Genomic DNA, 16,938 nt, shown 5'->3' on the forward strand with positions numbered 1-16,938 from the left:
TTGTCATGGTTAAAACGATGGGATTTCCCGGTCGCTACGAGCAGGGTCCGAATGCATTGCGACAATTGGGCAGAGTGCTGAACGACATGGGCCGATCACGGCCGCTGGTGCTTTGCGATGAGTTTGTCGCCCGGCATCTATGGCCGCAGGTTGGCGCCGCGTTGCAGGACCAGGGATTGGAGCCATTGCACATCGAGTTTCCCGGCGAGTGCACGCGCGCTGCGATTGCGCAGTTATCCGAGCAGGCATTGCTGCACGCCCCCGACACGATCATTGCGCTGGGCGGTGGCAAGACCATCGATACGGCGAAGGGGTTGGCGGCCAATCTCGACGTGCCGATCATTGTCTGCCCCACGATCGCTTCAAGTGACGCGCCAACGAGTCGGCTGATCGTGCTTTACGACGAAGAACACAAAGTGGTGGGCGTGGAGTTCCTGAAGATGAATCCCGCTGCGGTGATTGTCGATACAGAGGTCATCGTTCAGGCGCCGGCACGGTTCTTCGCGGCCGGGATCGGCGATGCCATCAGCAAGAAATTCGAAGCCCGACAGTGCTACGCCGCCGGCGGCCACAACTCTTTCGGCACACCGCCGCTGCACACCGCGTTGATGCTCACCAACCTGGTTTTCGACACGCTGATGCAGTACGGCGTCCCGGCTTATCAGGCGGTGTGTCGACATGAACTCACCGATGATGTCGAGCGGGTCATCGAAGGCACCGTGCTGATTAGCGGTGTCGGTTTCGAGAGCGGTGGTTTGTCACTGTCCCATGCCCTCGTTCGGGGGCTGACCGCGATACCGGCGATGGCGTCGATGCTGCACGGCGAACTGGTGGCGTTCGGCACGCTGGTGCAGATGGCGGTGGAGGCGCGCCCGGTCGACGAGATTGAACAGGTCGCGCGCCTGCTGCACGCGGTGAAGCTGCCTGTGACGTTCGCTGAGCTGGGTCAGCGCACGCCGTTGACGACGGCGCAGATCACTATTCTCGTGGACGCAACCTTATCAGCGGCTTACGCCAGAAACATGCAACCGCCCTTGACCTACCAGCGCCTGGTGGAAGGATTGGCGGCGGCTGACAGCCTGGGTGCGCGGTTGATCAGAGGCTGCGCGAAGCCGCCCGCGACGCTGTGATCCTGTGTCACAACAGGTATGACCAAGTAGCTGTTTTCTCCCGTACAGCGACGCCATAACCTTTCCCTCAAGCGAAATCCTGGCGCAATCAAGTGCTGTGAGTTCGTCAAGAAAACCTAGAGGCCTGACAATGAATACTCCTGTTAAACCTGATGAGCTCGCCATTGCGTACCAGTTGCCGCAAGTTCCATTCATGACGCCCGACATGGTGCATCCGGGCGTCATGACGCAGTGGCTGGAAGACGACGCGCTGTGGGTGCCGGTAACAAAATCTGTCTCCTTCAAGCCATTGCTGCTCAACACCAGCGGCGGCTATTACATCAACCTGTTGCGGGTGCGTCAGGCCGGCGTGCTGTCGCGTCACCGCCATACCGGCGGCGTGCACGCGATCGTGCTCAAGGGGCGCTGGTACTACCTGGAGCATGACTGGGTCGCGGAGGAGGGGTCTTTTGCCTATGAGCCGCCGGGTGAAACGCATACCCTGTTCGTCCCCGAGGATGTGAGTGAAATGATCACCTGGTTCCACGTGCAGGGTGGCTACACTTATGTCGATCCGCAGGGCGTTGCCGTGGGTTACGAAGATGTGTTCACCAAGCTTGAAGCCGCCCGAGCGCATTACAAGACGCTGGGTTTGCCGGACGACTACATCGAGCAGTTCATTCGCTGACCCGGACCCCAGGAAAAAGCGCGCTTCGGCGCGCTTTTTCATGAGCGTTGAGACAACATGCCTTCAAGCTTTTCGCCAGGACCGGCCATGGACAATTATTCGCAGCTACTCGCTTTTATCTGGTCTACCGAATGTGGAAGTTTTTCTGCTGCCGCGCGCGCCCATCACCTGACGCCATCAGCGGTCAGCAAACTGATCACCCGCCTGGAAGATCGCTTACAGGTCCGGCTGTTCCAGCGCGGCTCGCGCGTGCTGACGCTGACCGAGGAGGGCGCCGCTTACCTGCGCAGCGCCAAAGCCGTCGTCGAAGCCATGAACGAGGCGGACTCGCTGGCCGAGGCGTTGCCCTCCAGGGTCAGTGGCACCCTGCGCATCCACACCATGACCTCTTTCGCCAAACACCAGATCGTGCCATGGCTGCCGGAATTTCTGGATTTGTATCCCTCACTGGACGTTGAGATTCAACTCGGCGCGCAATTCGTCGATCACTTCGAGCAAGGGCTCGATATCGCCATCCACAGCGGCGTATTGCCCAGCTCATCACGCATTGCCAGACGCATCGGCGAATGTGAATGGCTGATCTGTGCCTCGCCCCAGTACCTGGCTGAACACGGCACACCAACCACACCCGCAGATTTGCTGAATCATCGTTGCTTCAATTTCAGCTTCGTCAGCCCGTGGAACAAATGGTCATTTTTGCAGGATGGAGACGGCGTCTCGGTACCGGTGACTGCCAGCGCGTCGTTTACTCAAGGCGATCTGTTGCGCGACATGGCGCTGTCAGGCGCTGGCGTGGTGAAGCTTGCGGACTTTCATATCGGGCTTGATGTAAAAGCGGGAACGCTGGTGCCGTTGCTTGAGGATTTCAAAACGGGTGTGGTCGAGCCAATCTACCTGCTTTACTCGGATCGCAAGCATTTGAGTCCACGGATACGAGTATTCATCGAGTTTTTTCAGAACAAGTGGCGTGAGCATCCGTGGAAGGTTTCTTGACGTTCAGCTTTTGGGTCAGCGTATTGATCAACGCGATGCTCAAACTGCGCATTAAAAAGCCCTGAATCATCAGGGCTGAGTTCTGGCTGAGGGGGCGTAGGGTGACAAGCTCGCGGTCGGTCTACTTCGCGCTCGAAGAGCAGGCCAACCGGTATTGCTCATAGTTCAAGCCTTCGACCTTTTCCGGCAACTTGTACGGCACGGGGCAGCTTTTGCCCTGCCACTTGATGGTGATGACACCGTGATCCTTGGTCACCAGCGCCAAGGCTTTGCCCGTCGGGTCTGACAGGGCCAGTTGTTTGCCTTCGCTATCGAGTAGTACCGCGCCGAATGGAATCGGCTGGCCGTTGGCATCGTACAGCTCAAACTGGACGCGCCTGCCTTTGCTGCCTTCGAAGCGTGCAAGAACCACCGAGCCGCGTCTTGGCACCAGTTGCTGAGTGGCATTATCCAGCTCGATCTCGCCGCCCAGGTTACGCGTGTCCAGCGTTACCCAGTTGACGCGATAAGGTTGCGCGTTAGGCAGAACCGCGTAGCCGTTCAAGCCGGTTTTCACACCTGAATAGCTGCTGACTTCGACGCCCGACATGCCGGGCACTTCCACCAGGCCGAACGTTTCACCGACGGTCTGGCCCATATTGATGCCGCCGGCATGAGCCACGATCGATCCGGCCGCACTCAGGTTCTGCGACTCATAGCCGCTGCCTCGGTTGTAGCCAAAGCCCAGATCACCCATCGATGTACGGGTACTCAGACTGAGCGAGCCAGAGCGCTCGCCCTGGACGCTGCGCCCGGTCTGCACGGAATAGTAAGTGTCGCTGTCCTCGGTCAGGTAACCGTTGATCCCGGCCTGTGTGCTGGTCCCGGCGTTCTGATGGTTACTGGAAATGTAGGCACGCGGTGCGCGTGGTGTCGATCCGAGCGGGAACGAAATCGAAACGCTCAGTTGTGTGTCGTTGCTGGTGTCACCGCGTGCGCCATATTCCTGGGTTTTACTCAGGCTGATGTTGTAGTTCAGGTCGCGCCAATTGTTGTTGTAGCCGGCGGAAAAGCTGCGCGAGCCACCGCGATCCCAGTAACGTTGATCACTGGCATTCAAGTACAGCGAGCCGAACTGCCGCGCTTCGCCAAGGGTCTGGTTTACCGTGAGGTCGGTACGGGTTTTGGCATTGCCCGCGCGCCGCGTAGCGCCGGCGCTGGTGTCCTGCACATGGTCGGTCAGCGTGCGGTAACCCTCGGTCGAATAACGATAGGCGGCGAGGGTGAAGCTGGTATCGGTACCGGTGAAGGTCTTTGCATAGAGCGCGCGTACGCTGCTGCCCTGGGTGGTTTTGCCGAATGCTTTGCTGGACGATTGCGTAACGTCCAGGGACATCGCGCCAATCGAGGTATTCTTCGCCGCACCGATGGAAAGCGCCTTGAAGCCGTTGCTCGCCTGAATGCCGGCAATGCCCGTCAGATTGCTGGTCAAGCCGTAGGCGAAAGTCCCGCCAAGGAAAGCCGGTTTGTCATAGCCCTCGCTGTTGTTGTTGAATTTGCCGCTCGACAGGCTGTACTTCAGTTGGCCCTCACGCACCATCGTCGGCAGGGCGGAGAACGCCTGCCGGGTGACCTTGCGCCGACCATCCGCTTCGACAATGGTGATCTCCAGATCACCGTTGGAGCCCGATGGATAGATATCACTGATCTCGAACGGACCCGGCGGTACATTGGTGGTGTAGAGAATGTAGTTATCCTGACGAACCTCGATCTTCGCATTGGTTTCCGCCACGCCACGAATGATCGGCGCATAGCCGCGCTCACTGTCTGCACGCATGCCTTCATCAGAAGCGATCTTGACGCCTTGGTAGCGCACGCTGTCGAACAGATCCGAATCGGAAAAGATTTCACCCGCGCTCAGTTGCCCCTTGATCGCCGTGAGGTCGCGCTGGATGAAAGTGCGGTTGCTGACAAAACGATTGGGCCGGCCGGTGGAGCTGCTCAGGTTGGATTCGTTGCGCAGACGCCAGGCACCAAAGTTGATGCCGTTGCGCAGCCCCAGGTTATTGGAGATTTGCGTGGCGTAATCGGTTTTGCTGCGGGTGCTGCTCAACTGGTAGTTGATGAAACCGGCGGCGACACCTTGGTCCCAAAGCTCTGGATCTACATAGCCGCGCATGCCACGCGCCATGGCGACCTGCGGCACGCTGATGTTGAGGCGCAGGCGGTTGGCATCGAAGCTGAGACTGGCTTGCTCGATCATTGCAGGCAGGTCGTAGTGATCGGCAGGGTGTTGCTCGTCAACCAGACCTTGCTCATGCAGTTTGCGCATGTCCACACCCAGCTGCTGCAACAGTTCCAGAGTGATGCGTGGCTCCACTTTGCCATTGACCGGGTTGGCCGCGAAATCGATGTCGCGACGACCGACCAGCGTGCCGTTGCTGAACACATCGACGCGGTATTGGCCTGGCAAGACGCTGTTGGCATTCAGCAAAGGTTGCAGATCGACCGCCGATGAGCCTTCAAGGAACAGTGTGTTGAAAGATTCACTCGCCACTGCGGCCGGGGCTTCGGCACCCACGGCAAATCCACAAATGGCCATGTTGACGGCAAAGCACAATGGATGCAGGCAGCCCAACGCCGCTTTGTTTTTCTGGCGCGCAACATGATGCTTAACACAACTTCTAGATGTGTGGTGTTGGGAGGAAAACATGCAATTTGCCTTATCAGTCCGTGTTGCTTCAACCGGAGTCCGGAACTTGTGAAGAACTTGTAAGTTGGCAGAGTAGGGCGGGGAAGTTACTGGGCGGATGCATCTTTCACGCGCTCGGCATGACTTTCGGTAGCGCTCAGTGATGCGTCAAATCGTTGTTGTGCGCCGTAATCGTTAATGGCTGAAAAACTCAAGCGCGAAGAACCGGCTGGCAGCTCTTTCAGATTGAACGAACGGACTTCGCCGGGAACGATCATTGTCGAATCAATTACCAGTTCCGCCTTTTTTCCAGCAGCGATTTTCAGATCTGCCAGCGATACGTGGTAATTGCTCTGATTCTTTACTTGCAGCATCGACTTGCCAGCCTGTGTAACCAACTGCCATGCAAGTTGCTCCGGCGCCTTTGCGGCTTCGCCGGTGAGTCCGTTCGGGCGGAAGAAAACCTTGATGCGCTGACGTACCGCCAGTTGCAGGGTGTTTACATCGGCAGCACTGGCCTGAGGGATTTCCTGAACGTTCAGCCATACCACCGACTCTTTGTCCGCAGGCATGCCGCGGCCTTCATAAAGTATCCTCAGCAGTTGCTGTTGATTGGGCTCGAGTTTGGCCAGCGGTGGGGTTACCGCGAAAGGTGGCGCGCTGCCAGCCGTGTCGCCGGCATCCAGCCACGATTGCGCCAGAATGGTTTGCCCACCGTTGCGCACAGTGACGTTCGCTTCTTTGTGCGCGCCATCGAAAATGATCCGGGTGGAACTCAAGGAAATGCTGGCGAATGCCGAGTGCGTCATCAACACTCCGGCAAGCCCCAGGCACAGCGGAAAATAGCGACTTAACATAGTGTTCACCGATTAATCTGGTCGGGAGGGACGAGGCACGACGGCCCCGCCCAGGTAATGCGCGCTGCTTATTCGTATTCGAGAACGAACGGCAGAGTGGCGTTACCAGTACCTGCAGTAGCGGTGGTCTTGTCGCCGGTGGTGACGTAAGCGGCTGCGAACGACAGGGTGCCGTCGCCGCCAGTGGTTGCGTCGCCAGTCAGGTTGGTCTGCACTTTGGCAGTGGCTTCGGAGCTCAGGTCGATCAACTGGCCATTGCTGTCCAGCAGGGCGATACCAACGCCTTTGGCCGCGTCTGCACCCTGCAGCTTGAGAACTTTCTTGCCATCAACCAGGCCCGAACCGCCATTGACGGTTGGTTTGAACAGCATCGAAACCTTGGTGCCGGCGTTGCAGTTCACTTTCAGGTTGAAATCGTTGGCAGCCACACGACCGGCGCCCGGGGCAGAGTCGGTGCCCATGTCCTTGATCGAAACGCTGCCCATGTCCACGGCAATCATCTTGTCGTTACCCGAAGCGCCGTCTACCGAGCAGGCGTCGTTATTGATAACGCCGGTGAAGCTGATTTGACCGCTGCCGCCCTTGACAGCTTTAGCGGCTTCTTCTTCAGCCACTGCGCCAGTGGAGGCAGCCAGTACGGAAAGAGTGAGTACTGCGAAAGCGAACTTTTTCATGTTTATATCCGAAGTTATTGTGAAGTGCTGCATTGAAATGCCAGGCCATGTTAGGTCGGCGGTGGTGGTAGGTCTTTGGGATTTGTCTTAAAGCGTGGCAAATGCGATCACGCCAGCAATATCGCTTAACGCCTAACTCTATTTTCTGATTAGTTATTGTGGAGAACCAATTGAGACAATTCTCAAGGTTGCGCAGCCGTGCACTGGGTACTATTCGCTGGTGCAGAAATTCTCAGTCAATGCAAAGTTTGTGAGCGAGCGTCCTGCTTGATAGTTGATCCAGACTTTCCACTATTAATGGCTGATAGAAAGAGGTTCCCGGTTTGTGAACACGCTTCGTATATTGGTATTGGAAGATCACGCCTTCCAGCGCACGGCGGCGGTCAGTGCGCTTAATAGTCTGGGTTACAAAAATATCTTTCAGGCGGCTGACGGCAAGGATGCGCTGGCTGTGATCTCCCAGGCAGGGGGTGTGGACGTTGCGTTGTGTGACTTGAGCATGGCCGGGATGGATGGTCTGACGTTTCTGCGCCTGGCGAGAGAGGCCGGATTGATTCGCGCGGTGATCATCTGCAGTTCATTACCTGAAGACTTGTTGCGCACGGTTGACCGGATTGTCACGTTGCAGGGGCTGGAATTGCTTGGCAGTGTCGGCAAGCCTCTGATGGTCGATGTGCTGGGGCCATTGTTGGCGCGTTATCGGCCGCACACTCCGGGCGATGCCAAAGTGGTGGAAAGTCATCTCGATCAGCCTTCGGAGAACGAAGTGCTCGAAGCGATACGCCGTCAGGAATTTCGCGCCTACTTCCAGCCCAAGTTTCATCTGCGCAGTGGTGAGGTGGATGGCGCCGAGGTGCTGGTGCGATGGCAGAGCCCCAGTCGCGGCTTGCTCTCGCCAGGCATGTTCTTGCCGACGATCGAGCGTTGCGGTCTGCTCGATGAAATGTTTTTCAGCCTGCTCACGCAAGGCTTGAGTCTGCAGCGCTTCGTCCAGTCTCACGGCAAGCCATTCAAATTGGCGTTCAATCTCGACGTGACGCAGATGGCCAACCCTAACCTTGTCGACCGGATCAAGGCGCTGTTGCGCATCCATGGCGCCTCGCCAGCCGGTCTCATCTTCGAATTGACCGAAACCGGCCTGCTGCAGATGCCCGAGATCAGCATGGAAAACATGGTGCGTCTGCGCATGCTCGGCTTCAGTCTGGCGATCGATGATTTCGGTGTCGGCTATTCTTCGCTGGAGCGCCTGTGTCAGATGCCGTTCAACGAAATCAAGCTTGACGCCGGCTTCGTGCAGAATTTCCACCAGGCGCGCTACAGCGCGGTCATCCACGGTGCCTTGGCCCTGGCGCGCGAGCTGGACATGCGCGTGGTCGCAGAAGGTATTGAAACCGCCGACCAGGTCCATCACCTGGCTCGCCTGGGTTGTCAGTGGGGGCAGGGCTTCTTCTATGCTCGCCCGATGAATTGGGCGCATTTGGTCGACTGGCGTTTCGAGGGTCAGAAGTCATCCTGGCGCCGCGCAATAGGCACATCCGACCGCTGATGTGAACGGGCAATCTGACTTTTGGGACAAAGCCCTATTTCGTCGCACCTTTAAAACACTCATGATGTGCCGAGAAATCAATCAGATGCACCTGAATGCTTCGGTGATGCCCGGGATTTGCTGCGGTTGCCAAGTGCTGATGGTCCTCCAACCCTCCTCATCATGGAGCTGCTCATGCATTGGTCAGTCGTGAATCCGTTACGCGTTGCCATCCTTGATGATCACTCGCTCATACGTCTGGCGATGAAATCACGGCTGACGCGTGAAGCCGAGTTCAGTGTGGTGGGCGTGTACGGCAGCAGCGCGCAGTTGCTCGCCGGGTTGCGCGAGGTCGACATCGACCTGCTGATCCTCGACTACAAGCTGCACGACGGAGAGCTGGACGGGCTCAATCTGATCCGCCTGCTGCGCAAGCAATATCCGGACATGCGTATTCTCGTTTCGTCCTCTGAAGAGCGCCCGGCAGTGGTGAACATGGCGGTCGGGGCGGGCGTCAGTGGGTTCTTTGGCAAATCCCAGTCGGTCGATGACCTGATCACTGCCATCCGCTGTGCAGCGTCAGGCCAGTTGTATCTGTCGCCGGCCATGGCCTTTGAGCTGGACGTGCTGCCTGCGTCGGTTGACGAGCCCGCAAGTGGTAGAGAAGACGGCGCGGCGCACAGCGACGATTTCCTGAACAATCCTTTGCTGTCGCCGAAAGAAAAAGAAGTCTTGCGCTGCTGTCTCGAGGGGATGGGGGTGACGCAGATTGCCTTGAAGTTCTCCCGCAGTCGCAAAACCATCAGCGGGCAAAAACAGGCCGCTTTCAAAAAGCTTGGCATTCGTGGTGATGCGGAGCTGTTCAAGTTGCAGCACAGCCTGACGGCCGACAACCAGGGATAACTCGCTTATGTTTCATCTGTTGCGCGGTGTTTTGCTAATCAGTGTGCTTTTCGTGTTCGGTAGCGGGTCGTTGTGGGCAGCAGAGCCGCGCACTCTGCAGGTGTTTGGTCGATCGGACTGCAAGGAACTGCAAGTCGATCTGGCCAATGAAGACTGGAGTTGGCTGCGGCAGAAGCGCAGCCTGGTATTGGGCTCGGCGCTCCCGGATTTCCCGCCTTATGTCATGACCGCAAGCGGTACGCGCTATGAGGGGATTGCCGCCGATATCGCCTGCATTATCGGTCAGGCACTGCACGTTGAAATTACCGTCAAGGCTTACCCCGACCGGCGTGACGCCATGGCCGCACTCGAACGCGGTGACATTGACATGTTGGGCAGCTCCAACAGTTTCGAATTGATCGATGGCCTCGTCACGCTGAGCAAACCTTATGTCGACGACGTGCCGGCGATGTTCATGCGCGGCGACGATCGGCGACCGATGCCGGCCAATCTGGCCGGTTTGCGTATTGCGGTTGCCGACGATTACCTGCCTTCCAGTCAATTGCACGCGTTATACCCCAACGCCGAGTTTGTGCTTTTTCCATCGAACGAGTTGGCACTGGCTGCGCTGGCTTTTGGCAAGGTCGACCTGTTTCTCGGCGATACGGTGTCGAGCAATTACCTGATCAACCTCAACTACTTCAACTATGTGCGCCTGCACTCTTTCGTCAAAACCCAAACCAGCGGTTTCAGCTTTGCCTTGCGCCGGGGCAACGACCAATTGCTGCGTCTGATCGACTCGACCCTTGAGTCGCTGGGTGATGCGAAGATTGCCGAAATCACCAAGCGCTGGTCCGGCGGCGGCGGGGCGCTGACGCCCAAACGCATTGACCTGACACCCGGCGAAGCCCGCTGGCTTGAGCTGCATCCGGTCGCGCGGTTCGTCATCAATGACGATCAGGCGCCGTTTGCGTTCTTTGATGGCGATGGCAATTTCGGCGGGATCGGTGCTGATCTGCTGGAGCTGATTCAACGGCGTACCGGTTTGCAAATCGATGTAGAACGCACTGACAGCTTTTCCAGTCTGAGTACGCGTCTGCTGGATGGCAGTGCCGACATCTCTCTGCTGACGCCAACGGTCTCGCGTGAAGTCGGCATGCGTTTCACTCATCCGTTCCTCGCCAGCCCATTTGTGATCGTCACCGCCAAGGACCCGGGCGCGCCTTCAAGCCTGCAGGAATTGCGCGGCAAGCGAGTCGCGGTTCCCGAAAGCTCGGCGGAGCGTGAGCTGCTCAAGGAATATCCCGACATCGAGATCGTCGACAACGAAACAGTCCTGGGTGCGCTGGCCGACGTGAAGAATGGACGTGCGGACGCGATGATTACCACGCTGCACAGTGCGCGTTACTACATCGCCCACATCTACAGCGACAGCTTGCGCATCTCCAATATCGTCGGCATGAACAAAGGCTTCCTCGCCTTCGCCGCGCGGCGTGCCGATACCGAACTGGTCAGCATTCTGAACAAGGCACTGCTGAGCATTCCGCCGGATGAGCTGGACGTGATTCTCAACCGGTGGCGCCCCATTGCAGCATTTTCCGGATTGTCGTGGCGCGACTACAAGGCGCTGATCTACCAGATCAGCGCTGCCGCGTTCCTGATCATCCTCGGGTCGGTGGCATGGAATTTCTACATCCGCCGGCAGATCCGTGAACGCAGTCGGGCAGAGCGCTTGCTCGGCGATCAGTTGAAGTTCATGGGCGCGTTGATCAACGGCACGCCGCACCCCATTTACGTTCGTGATCGGGAAGGTCGACTCGTCACCTGCAATAACAACTATCTGCAGACATTTGGCCTGATAGAAAAGGATGTGATCGGCAAGACCGTGCTCGAAAGCGGCAAGCGCAATCGCCAGGAGGCGTTGCAATTTCACGACGACTACCTGCGCGTCATCGAGCAGGACGAACCTTACGAGGTGGATCGCACGCTGCATGTCGGTGATACACGGCTGATCATTTACCACTGGATCCAGCCTTATCACGACACCGCAGGCGAAGTCAGAGGCGTGATCTGCGGCTGGATCGATATCAGCGAGCGCCGTGAACTGATCGAGGAGTTGCGTGCGGCGAAAGAGCTCGCTGACGAGTCGAGCCGCGCCAAAACCACATTCCTGGCGACCATGAGCCACGAAATCCGTACGCCGATGAGCGCCGTGATCGGCATGCTTGAACTCACACTCAAACGCGCCGAGCAGGGCCACTTCGATCGGCCGGCGATTGAAGTGGCCTACGACTCGGCGAAAGGCCTGCTGGAACTGATCGGCGATATTCTTGATGTGGTTCGCATCGAGTCCGGCCATGTCAGCCTTTCGCCCAAGCGTGCCAACCTGCGCGAACTGGTCGAATCGGTAGCGCGGGTGTTCGACGGCTTGGCCAGGCAGAAGAGTCTGGTGTTGAAGCTCGACATCGACGCCACTGTCGGCTGTGACGTGTTGGTTGATCCGATGCGCTTTCAGCAGGTGCTCTCGAACCTGGTGGGCAACGCGATCAAGTTTACCGACACCGGTCATGTCAGCGTCTCGATTCGCGGCCAACGCCTTGCTGACGAACGTTTGCAAGTCGACCTTAAAGTCGAGGACACCGGCATCGGCATTTCCAGTGCTGATCTGCAGAACCTGTTTCAGCCGTTTTCCCAAGCCAACCATGGTCCGTCCAACAGGGGCGGCACCGGTCTGGGGCTAGCCATCTCGCGTTCGTTGTGTGAACTGATGGGCGGGCGGCTGAACATCACCAGTACGCTGGGCAAAGGCACCTGCCTGGAAGTGTCGCTGTTCTTCAACATTCTCAGCCCGCTCGGCGGCAAGGTGCTGCCTGTTACGGTTATTCAGGACAAACCGGTCCCGACACTCAGGATTCTCGTAGTCGATGACCAGAGCGCCAATCGCCTGCTGCTCACGCAGCAGCTGAGTTTCCTTGGCCAGGCGGTGCGTGATGCCGCCGATGGTGCCCAGGCATTGGCATTGTGGCGCTCGGAGCCGTTCGACATTGTGATCACGGACTGCAACATGCCGGTCATGAACGGCTACGAACTGGCCCGCACCATTCGCCACGACGAACGCGAAAGCGGTGCAACGCCATGTGTCCTGCTGGGCTTTACCGCCAACGCGCAGCCGGAAGAAAAAGTGAAGTGCCGAGAGGCTGGCATGGATGATTGTCTGTTCAAGCCGATCAGCCTCAGCACATTGTCGACCCTGCTTGCAGGCTGGGAAAAGAACCTCGAAACCGAGCCTGTCGAAAGCCTGCCTGCGGCGAGTAGCAAGGAGCTGGGATCGATTCGTGAGCGCTTGAACGAGCTCACCGGGGGCGACCTCGACATGATGAAAGAACTCCTGCGTGAGGCACTGTCGAGTTGTGAAAAGGATCTGGAGGAGTTGCATTCGCTGATACCCGAAAGCGATCCTGGGCTGTTGGCTGACCTGGCACACCGGATCAAGGGGGCGGCGCGCATTGTTGCCGAACATCAGGTCATCGAGGCGTGTAACGAGCTTGAGGCCGAATGCGAAGCGCCGGTCATCGATGCTCTGGATCTCAATCGCAGCGCAGCGAAGCTGGAGCATGCACAGGCTGATCTGATCAAGAAAATCAAAAGGGTCGAGTTGTAAGCGTCTCGGCTCATGACCCTGAAACTGGCCGCGCATTGAAGAGGGCGTTAAAGATCGTTTCGTCACGGGCGATACCTTGGTTAATAACCATGGAGTTTCGCGATGATCATTCGACGTCCTTTATTGATTGCCTGCCTTTGCCTGCTCGGTGTCGACACCGTCAGCGCAGCCCAGTCTGCGCCGGTCAGCGGAGTGATTCGCTTCAGCGGACAGATTGTCGAGACGAGTTGCATGGCGAGTGGCAGCAGCCATTTTTCTGTCGAGCTGCTTGACTGCCCGCAGGCAAGCACCGGGCAGATCTTCACGGTGAAAAACGTCAGTGCGGCAGGGCGGGGTGAGCCGCGCCAGCAAGTGTTCGTGAAAATGATTGCCGATACTCATGAACAGGAAAAATACTACGACCAGCGTCTGCTACTGACAGACAACAAGGGCCACCAGATAACGACCGGTAACTACGTCGTGACGATGACGCTGCCTTGATGGCTTGGAAAGAATGAATCTGCGCCCCTTGTTTCAAGGTTACTGACAAAAAGGGGCGTCACTAATGAGAATTGTCTGGTTCGTGCAGAACCGTCCCGCGCTTCAGGCTTGCCGCCGCTCCCCTGCGTTGCAAAATCCCCCCTTCAACACTCTCTGAACCAGACCATGCGCCGCTGCCATGGACTGTCGTCCAGGTGTGGCTTTTCGTTCGGCGATCCTTGACGTCATTTTGAGACAAGTCTCATTTCAGTCAGGCGTGCCCTTGGCTATTTTCTTCAAAGGAAGAATGGAGCTGCCAAAGGTGTCCGATGTTTCTTGAAAATAACCGCAGTCGATCCTTGCGGATCCTGATCGCTGACAGCGACGTGCGCAGAGGCCAGTCGATCGAACAGCAGTTCAACAAGCTGGGCTGTCTCAGCGTATTGAACGTGTGTACCTATCGTGACCTGAGAGTCCTGACGTATTACTGCCCTCAACGGTTGAGCCTGGTCGTCGTCAATGCGCAGTTGCTCAGCGAGATGGCGATGGATCCGCTCGACTTTTTCGGGGAAAACCCGCTGATTCGTCATCTGCTGATTTTCAATCCCAGCGATGATCACCAGTGGTCGAAGACCTTCTTCAACCCGCATCCGCAGCGCTGGATGCGCCTGGTGTCGAAAATCGATCTGCCGCGATTGGCAGATTTTCTGATGCTGGCCGACCCGGCGCTCAAGGAACTCGCGGAGCCGGCCTCAACCGATCCTTCGCTTTCCTCGTGCGCCAACCGCTAGCTGCGTCACCTTCCCGCGATGATCCACGCAGGCGCTGACGTGCTGCTGCCCGGCGCCTGCTTTGCTGCCCACTCGTTTGCCCCACTGTCTTGAATACACTCTAAGGTAAGGCATCATGCTGCTTCGTAAACTCAATCTCGCGCCGCGTTCGGCGCTGTGTTTTGGCTTGTTCTGTCTCATGATTATCGCGATCGGATTGATCGCCCTGCAGCAAGTCGATTTGCTCAACAAGGCAGAAACGTACGTCGAGACGACGATCGTGCCGAGTATCAAACTGCTCGGCCAACTGGACCGTGAGTTCGTCGAAATCAAAGGCAACAACGCCCGCTTGCGCAATCCCATCGAAACCCCCGAGCGTAAGGCGCAGGCCCTGATGGACATTCAGCAGTCCCGTCAGCTCATCAAGAAGCATCAGCGAGCGCTCATTGAGCTGCTGGCCACCGACGCTGGACGCGAGGCGTTCGAGGAGTTTGCCAAAGCGCAAAAGGTCAACGATTTGGCACAGGACCAGTACCTTGAAACAGTGGCGAGCGGGCAGCTCGAGGCGGCGATCGCGCTGTCCAAGAATCAGATGCGTGTTGCCTCGGATGGCGTACAAGTCGCGCTCAAGAAGCTGATTGCACTCAACGAGATCGAAGCTTACGAAGCTGGCAAACAGGCCGACAATGTCTACGAACACACGCTGTTGATTGTCAGTGTGTTCATTATCATCGCCATCGGTGCTTCTTTGGCTCTGGCCGTGTTGTATACCCGCAGCCTGACGGTACCCATTGCAGGCTCGCTAAGGGTGGCGGAATGCATCGCCGCCAATGATCTGAGCGAAACCATTGCGCTGGATGGCTCCGATGAGGCGGCGCAAATGCTGTCGTCATTGGCGGCGATGCAGACCAGCCTGCGCGATGCCCTGATCATGATCCGCGATTCGTCCACGCAGTTGGCGGAAACCTCGGAAGTCATGCACGGCGTCACGGAAGATATCTCGCGTATCACTCAGCGTCAGAGCCATGAAATCGAAATGGCCGCCACTGCCGTGACTGAAATGAGCGCAGCGGTGGAGCAGGTTGCAGACAATGCCGCATCGACCTCGCAACTGACGTCGGAATCCAGTGCCGCTGCCATTGCCGGTCGAACCCGGGTCAGTGAAACGGTCGCAGCAATCAATCTGATGGTCTCCAGTGTGCACAACACCTCGGCTGAGGTGCAGGCGCTATCGACCATGGCGAGCGATATCAGCAGCGTGCTGGACGTCATCCGCGAGGTCGCCGAACAAACCAATCTGCTCGCATTGAACGCAGCGATCGAAGCGGCGCGGGCGGGGGAGGCGGGCCGTGGCTTTGCCGTGGTTGCGGACGAGGTCAGAGGGCTGGCCCAGCGTACGCAGAAATCGACCGAGGACATTGAATCGATGGTCAGCTCCATTCAGTCGGGCACCAGCCGTGCGGTGTCTTCAATGAGCCACACGCGGTCGCAGGCTGAGAGAACGCTCGAAATGGCCAATATCGCCGGCGAAGTGCTGACCGACATTACTGGCTCACTGAATCTCATCAATGAGCGAAATCTGCTGATGGCGACCGCAGCCGAAGAGCAGGCTCAGGTTGCGCGGGAAGTGGATCGCAGCCTGATCAGCATTCGCGACCTGTCCTGTGAAACCGCAGAAGGATCGAAACAGACGGCTGTTGCATCGGCGGAGCTTTCGCAGCTAGCGGCGTCGCTGAACAGGTTGACCAAGGAATTCAAACTCTGATTGTGAGCGTAAAGCCCTGGTTGCCAGGGCTTTTTAATCAGTGCTTGATCGGTGAAGTGAGGTCTTGCGCATCCGGTTCATCATTTTGAGCTGGCGATGCGGTTTGTGCTATCAGCTGTTCAATACAGGTGGCGAGTTGTCTTTCATAGCTTTCGAGCACCGCTTCGGCTTCAGCCTCACGCTCATCGCGTAAGCGGAAGAAATCGTCGCGACTGAGCTGGTCCGCGACGAGTCGAATATTTTGCTCGATGATTGCGCACAGTGAATCTTCATCCTCTAACGCGGCGCTGGTTTGGGCTGCGTGTTGACGGTTTTCAAGCTCGGCTTTAGCGGTCTCGGCAGCCTTCGCCTGTTCCTTGGCGCTAAGCAGGTCGGTTTCCAATGCCTGTTTTTGTTCTGCCAGGCGCTTCAGTTCTGCGCTCATCGACTGGATTGCATCGGCGCGTTGGGTGAGTTGGGCCTCCTGTTGTTGCACCACAGCCTTCAGTGGAAACAGATTGTTGAGCTCATAACCGGCGACGACAGTCATGGCGATCAGCGCCAGTGCCAGAATCGTCAGGCAGTAGAGGGCGGCGTTGCTGTGGGGTTTTGCGCTATTGAGGGTATCGAGGGCTCTCACGGAATCGGTTCTCCTATCAAGAACAGTCAGTGTAATGGCCGAGTGTCACTGTGCCTTTAAGACGAGTCTTAAATTGGGCTTTAGTTATTTGCGCTGCGAAAGTGTGATACTAAACAGCGTTTCTGTTTGTAGACTTTTCAGGTTTGGCAGGGTAATTATTAATCTATGAGAATTGTCTTGTTATTGAATAAATAAATTTTTGCTCAAGTGTTCTTTTTTTATTATCTTCTCGTTCCGGTCGTGGTGATATTCCTGCCAATTAAAT

Annotated in this window: 13 protein-coding genes; 9 read left to right on the forward strand and 4 right to left on the reverse strand. The window is 57.3% G+C overall.

Annotated features, from left to right (window positions below; translation table 11 throughout):
- The first annotated feature begins 5 nt into the window (after positions 1-5).
- The 3 genes from AC4IHP_RS18595 to AC4IHP_RS18605 all read left to right on the forward strand — a co-directional run bounded on the left by AC4IHP_RS18595 (position 6) and on the right by AC4IHP_RS18605 (position 2,790).
- Positions 6-1,130 (forward strand): glycerol dehydrogenase, encoded by a 1,125-nt coding sequence (locus AC4IHP_RS18595; protein ID WP_490832414.1) that lies wholly within the window; start codon positions 6-8, stop codon positions 1,128-1,130.
- Positions 1,131-1,260: 130 nt separating this feature from the next.
- Positions 1,261-1,797, forward strand: coding sequence for a 2,4'-dihydroxyacetophenone dioxygenase family protein (locus AC4IHP_RS18600; RefSeq protein WP_024012829.1), 537 nt, complete (start codon positions 1,261-1,263; stop codon positions 1,795-1,797).
- Positions 1,798-1,884: 87 nt separating this feature from the next.
- Positions 1,885-2,790: a LysR family transcriptional regulator gene (locus AC4IHP_RS18605; RefSeq protein ID WP_016774575.1), complete on the forward strand. Its 906-nt coding sequence runs from the start codon at positions 1,885-1,887 to the stop codon at positions 2,788-2,790.
- A 121-nt stretch (positions 2,791-2,911) separates the two neighbouring features.
- Here AC4IHP_RS18605 and AC4IHP_RS18610 read toward each other — a convergent pair whose 3' ends face one another.
- From AC4IHP_RS18610 to AC4IHP_RS18620, 3 genes are all read right to left on the reverse strand, one after another.
- Positions 2,912-5,371: a fimbria/pilus outer membrane usher protein gene (locus AC4IHP_RS18610; RefSeq protein WP_490832442.1), complete on the reverse strand. Its 2,460-nt coding sequence runs from the start codon at positions 5,369-5,371 to the stop codon at positions 2,912-2,914.
- Between the two features lie 197 nt (positions 5,372-5,568).
- Complete coding sequence (locus AC4IHP_RS18615) at positions 5,569-6,318, reverse strand: fimbrial biogenesis chaperone (protein ID WP_460125346.1); 750 nt, start codon at positions 6,316-6,318, stop codon at positions 5,569-5,571.
- Between the two features lie 68 nt (positions 6,319-6,386).
- Positions 6,387-6,992, reverse strand: coding sequence for a fimbrial protein (locus AC4IHP_RS18620; RefSeq protein ID WP_056785673.1), 606 nt, complete (start codon positions 6,990-6,992; stop codon positions 6,387-6,389).
- A gap of 325 nt (positions 6,993-7,317) precedes the next feature.
- Between AC4IHP_RS18620 and AC4IHP_RS18625 the strand changes: the two genes are divergently transcribed.
- The 6 genes from AC4IHP_RS18625 (at position 7,318) to AC4IHP_RS18650 (ending at position 16,054) form a co-directional block, all read left to right on the forward strand.
- Positions 7,318-8,538 (forward strand): EAL domain-containing response regulator, encoded by a 1,221-nt coding sequence (locus AC4IHP_RS18625; RefSeq protein WP_129998637.1) that lies wholly within the window; start codon positions 7,318-7,320, stop codon positions 8,536-8,538.
- A 174-nt stretch (positions 8,539-8,712) separates the two neighbouring features.
- Positions 8,713-9,420 (forward strand): response regulator, encoded by a 708-nt coding sequence (locus AC4IHP_RS18630; RefSeq protein ID WP_490832443.1) that lies wholly within the window; start codon positions 8,713-8,715, stop codon positions 9,418-9,420.
- Positions 9,421-9,427: 7 nt separating this feature from the next.
- Entirely contained in the window at positions 9,428-13,060 is a 3,633-nt protein-coding gene (locus tag AC4IHP_RS18635; RefSeq protein WP_490832415.1) for a transporter substrate-binding domain-containing protein, read from the forward strand.
- Positions 13,061-13,162: 102 nt separating this feature from the next.
- Positions 13,163-13,540 carry a type 1 fimbrial protein gene (locus AC4IHP_RS18640; protein WP_052512492.1) on the forward strand — a complete coding sequence of 126 codons (378 nt, stop codon included), beginning with the start codon at positions 13,163-13,165 and terminating at the stop codon, positions 13,538-13,540.
- 308 nt (positions 13,541-13,848) lie between these two features.
- On the forward strand, positions 13,849-14,310 hold the full coding sequence (locus AC4IHP_RS18645) for a hypothetical protein (RefSeq protein ID WP_490832416.1): 462 nt from the start codon (positions 13,849-13,851) through the stop codon (positions 14,308-14,310).
- 115 nt (positions 14,311-14,425) lie between these two features.
- The gene (locus AC4IHP_RS18650; protein ID WP_490832417.1) at positions 14,426-16,054 is read left to right on the forward strand and encodes a methyl-accepting chemotaxis protein; all 1,629 of its coding nucleotides are present in this window, start codon (positions 14,426-14,428) and stop codon (positions 16,052-16,054) included.
- Positions 16,055-16,091: 37 nt separating this feature from the next.
- On the opposite strand, the gene AC4IHP_RS18655 is transcribed toward AC4IHP_RS18650, so the two are convergent.
- The gene (locus tag AC4IHP_RS18655; RefSeq protein ID WP_490832418.1) at positions 16,092-16,673 is read right to left on the reverse strand and encodes a hypothetical protein; all 582 of its coding nucleotides are present in this window, start codon (positions 16,671-16,673) and stop codon (positions 16,092-16,094) included.
- Positions 16,674-16,938 lie beyond the last annotated feature (265 nt).

Source organism: Pseudomonas sp. UF-293, assembly GCF_058245595.1.

Excerpts from the sequence above, each read along its gene's own strand:
- AC4IHP_RS18605 (WP_016774575.1), top strand. The coding sequence starts at position 1,885 with ATGGACAATTATTCGCAGCTACTCGCTTTTATCTGGTCTACCGAATGT.
- AC4IHP_RS18650 (WP_490832417.1), top strand. The coding sequence starts at position 14,426 with ATGCTGCTTCGTAAACTCAATCTCGCGCCGCGTTCGGCGCTGTGTTTT.
- AC4IHP_RS18630 (WP_490832443.1), top strand. The coding sequence starts at position 8,713 with ATGCATTGGTCAGTCGTGAATCCGTTACGCGTTGCCATCCTTGATGAT.
- AC4IHP_RS18645 (WP_490832416.1), top strand. The coding sequence starts at position 13,849 with ATGTTTCTTGAAAATAACCGCAGTCGATCCTTGCGGATCCTGATCGCT.
- AC4IHP_RS18595 (WP_490832414.1), top strand. The coding sequence starts at position 6 with ATGGTTAAAACGATGGGATTTCCCGGTCGCTACGAGCAGGGTCCGAAT.
- AC4IHP_RS18600 (WP_024012829.1), top strand. The coding sequence starts at position 1,261 with ATGAATACTCCTGTTAAACCTGATGAGCTCGCCATTGCGTACCAGTTG.
- AC4IHP_RS18635 (WP_490832415.1), top strand. The coding sequence starts at position 9,428 with ATGTTTCATCTGTTGCGCGGTGTTTTGCTAATCAGTGTGCTTTTCGTG.
- AC4IHP_RS18610 (WP_490832442.1), bottom strand. The coding sequence starts at position 5,371 with ATGGCCATTTGTGGATTTGCCGTGGGTGCCGAAGCCCCGGCCGCAGTG.
- AC4IHP_RS18620 (WP_056785673.1), bottom strand. The coding sequence starts at position 6,992 with ATGAAAAAGTTCGCTTTCGCAGTACTCACTCTTTCCGTACTGGCTGCC.
- AC4IHP_RS18615 (WP_460125346.1), bottom strand. The coding sequence starts at position 6,318 with ATGTTAAGTCGCTATTTTCCGCTGTGCCTGGGGCTTGCCGGAGTGTTG.
- AC4IHP_RS18640 (WP_052512492.1), top strand. The coding sequence starts at position 13,163 with ATGATCATTCGACGTCCTTTATTGATTGCCTGCCTTTGCCTGCTCGGT.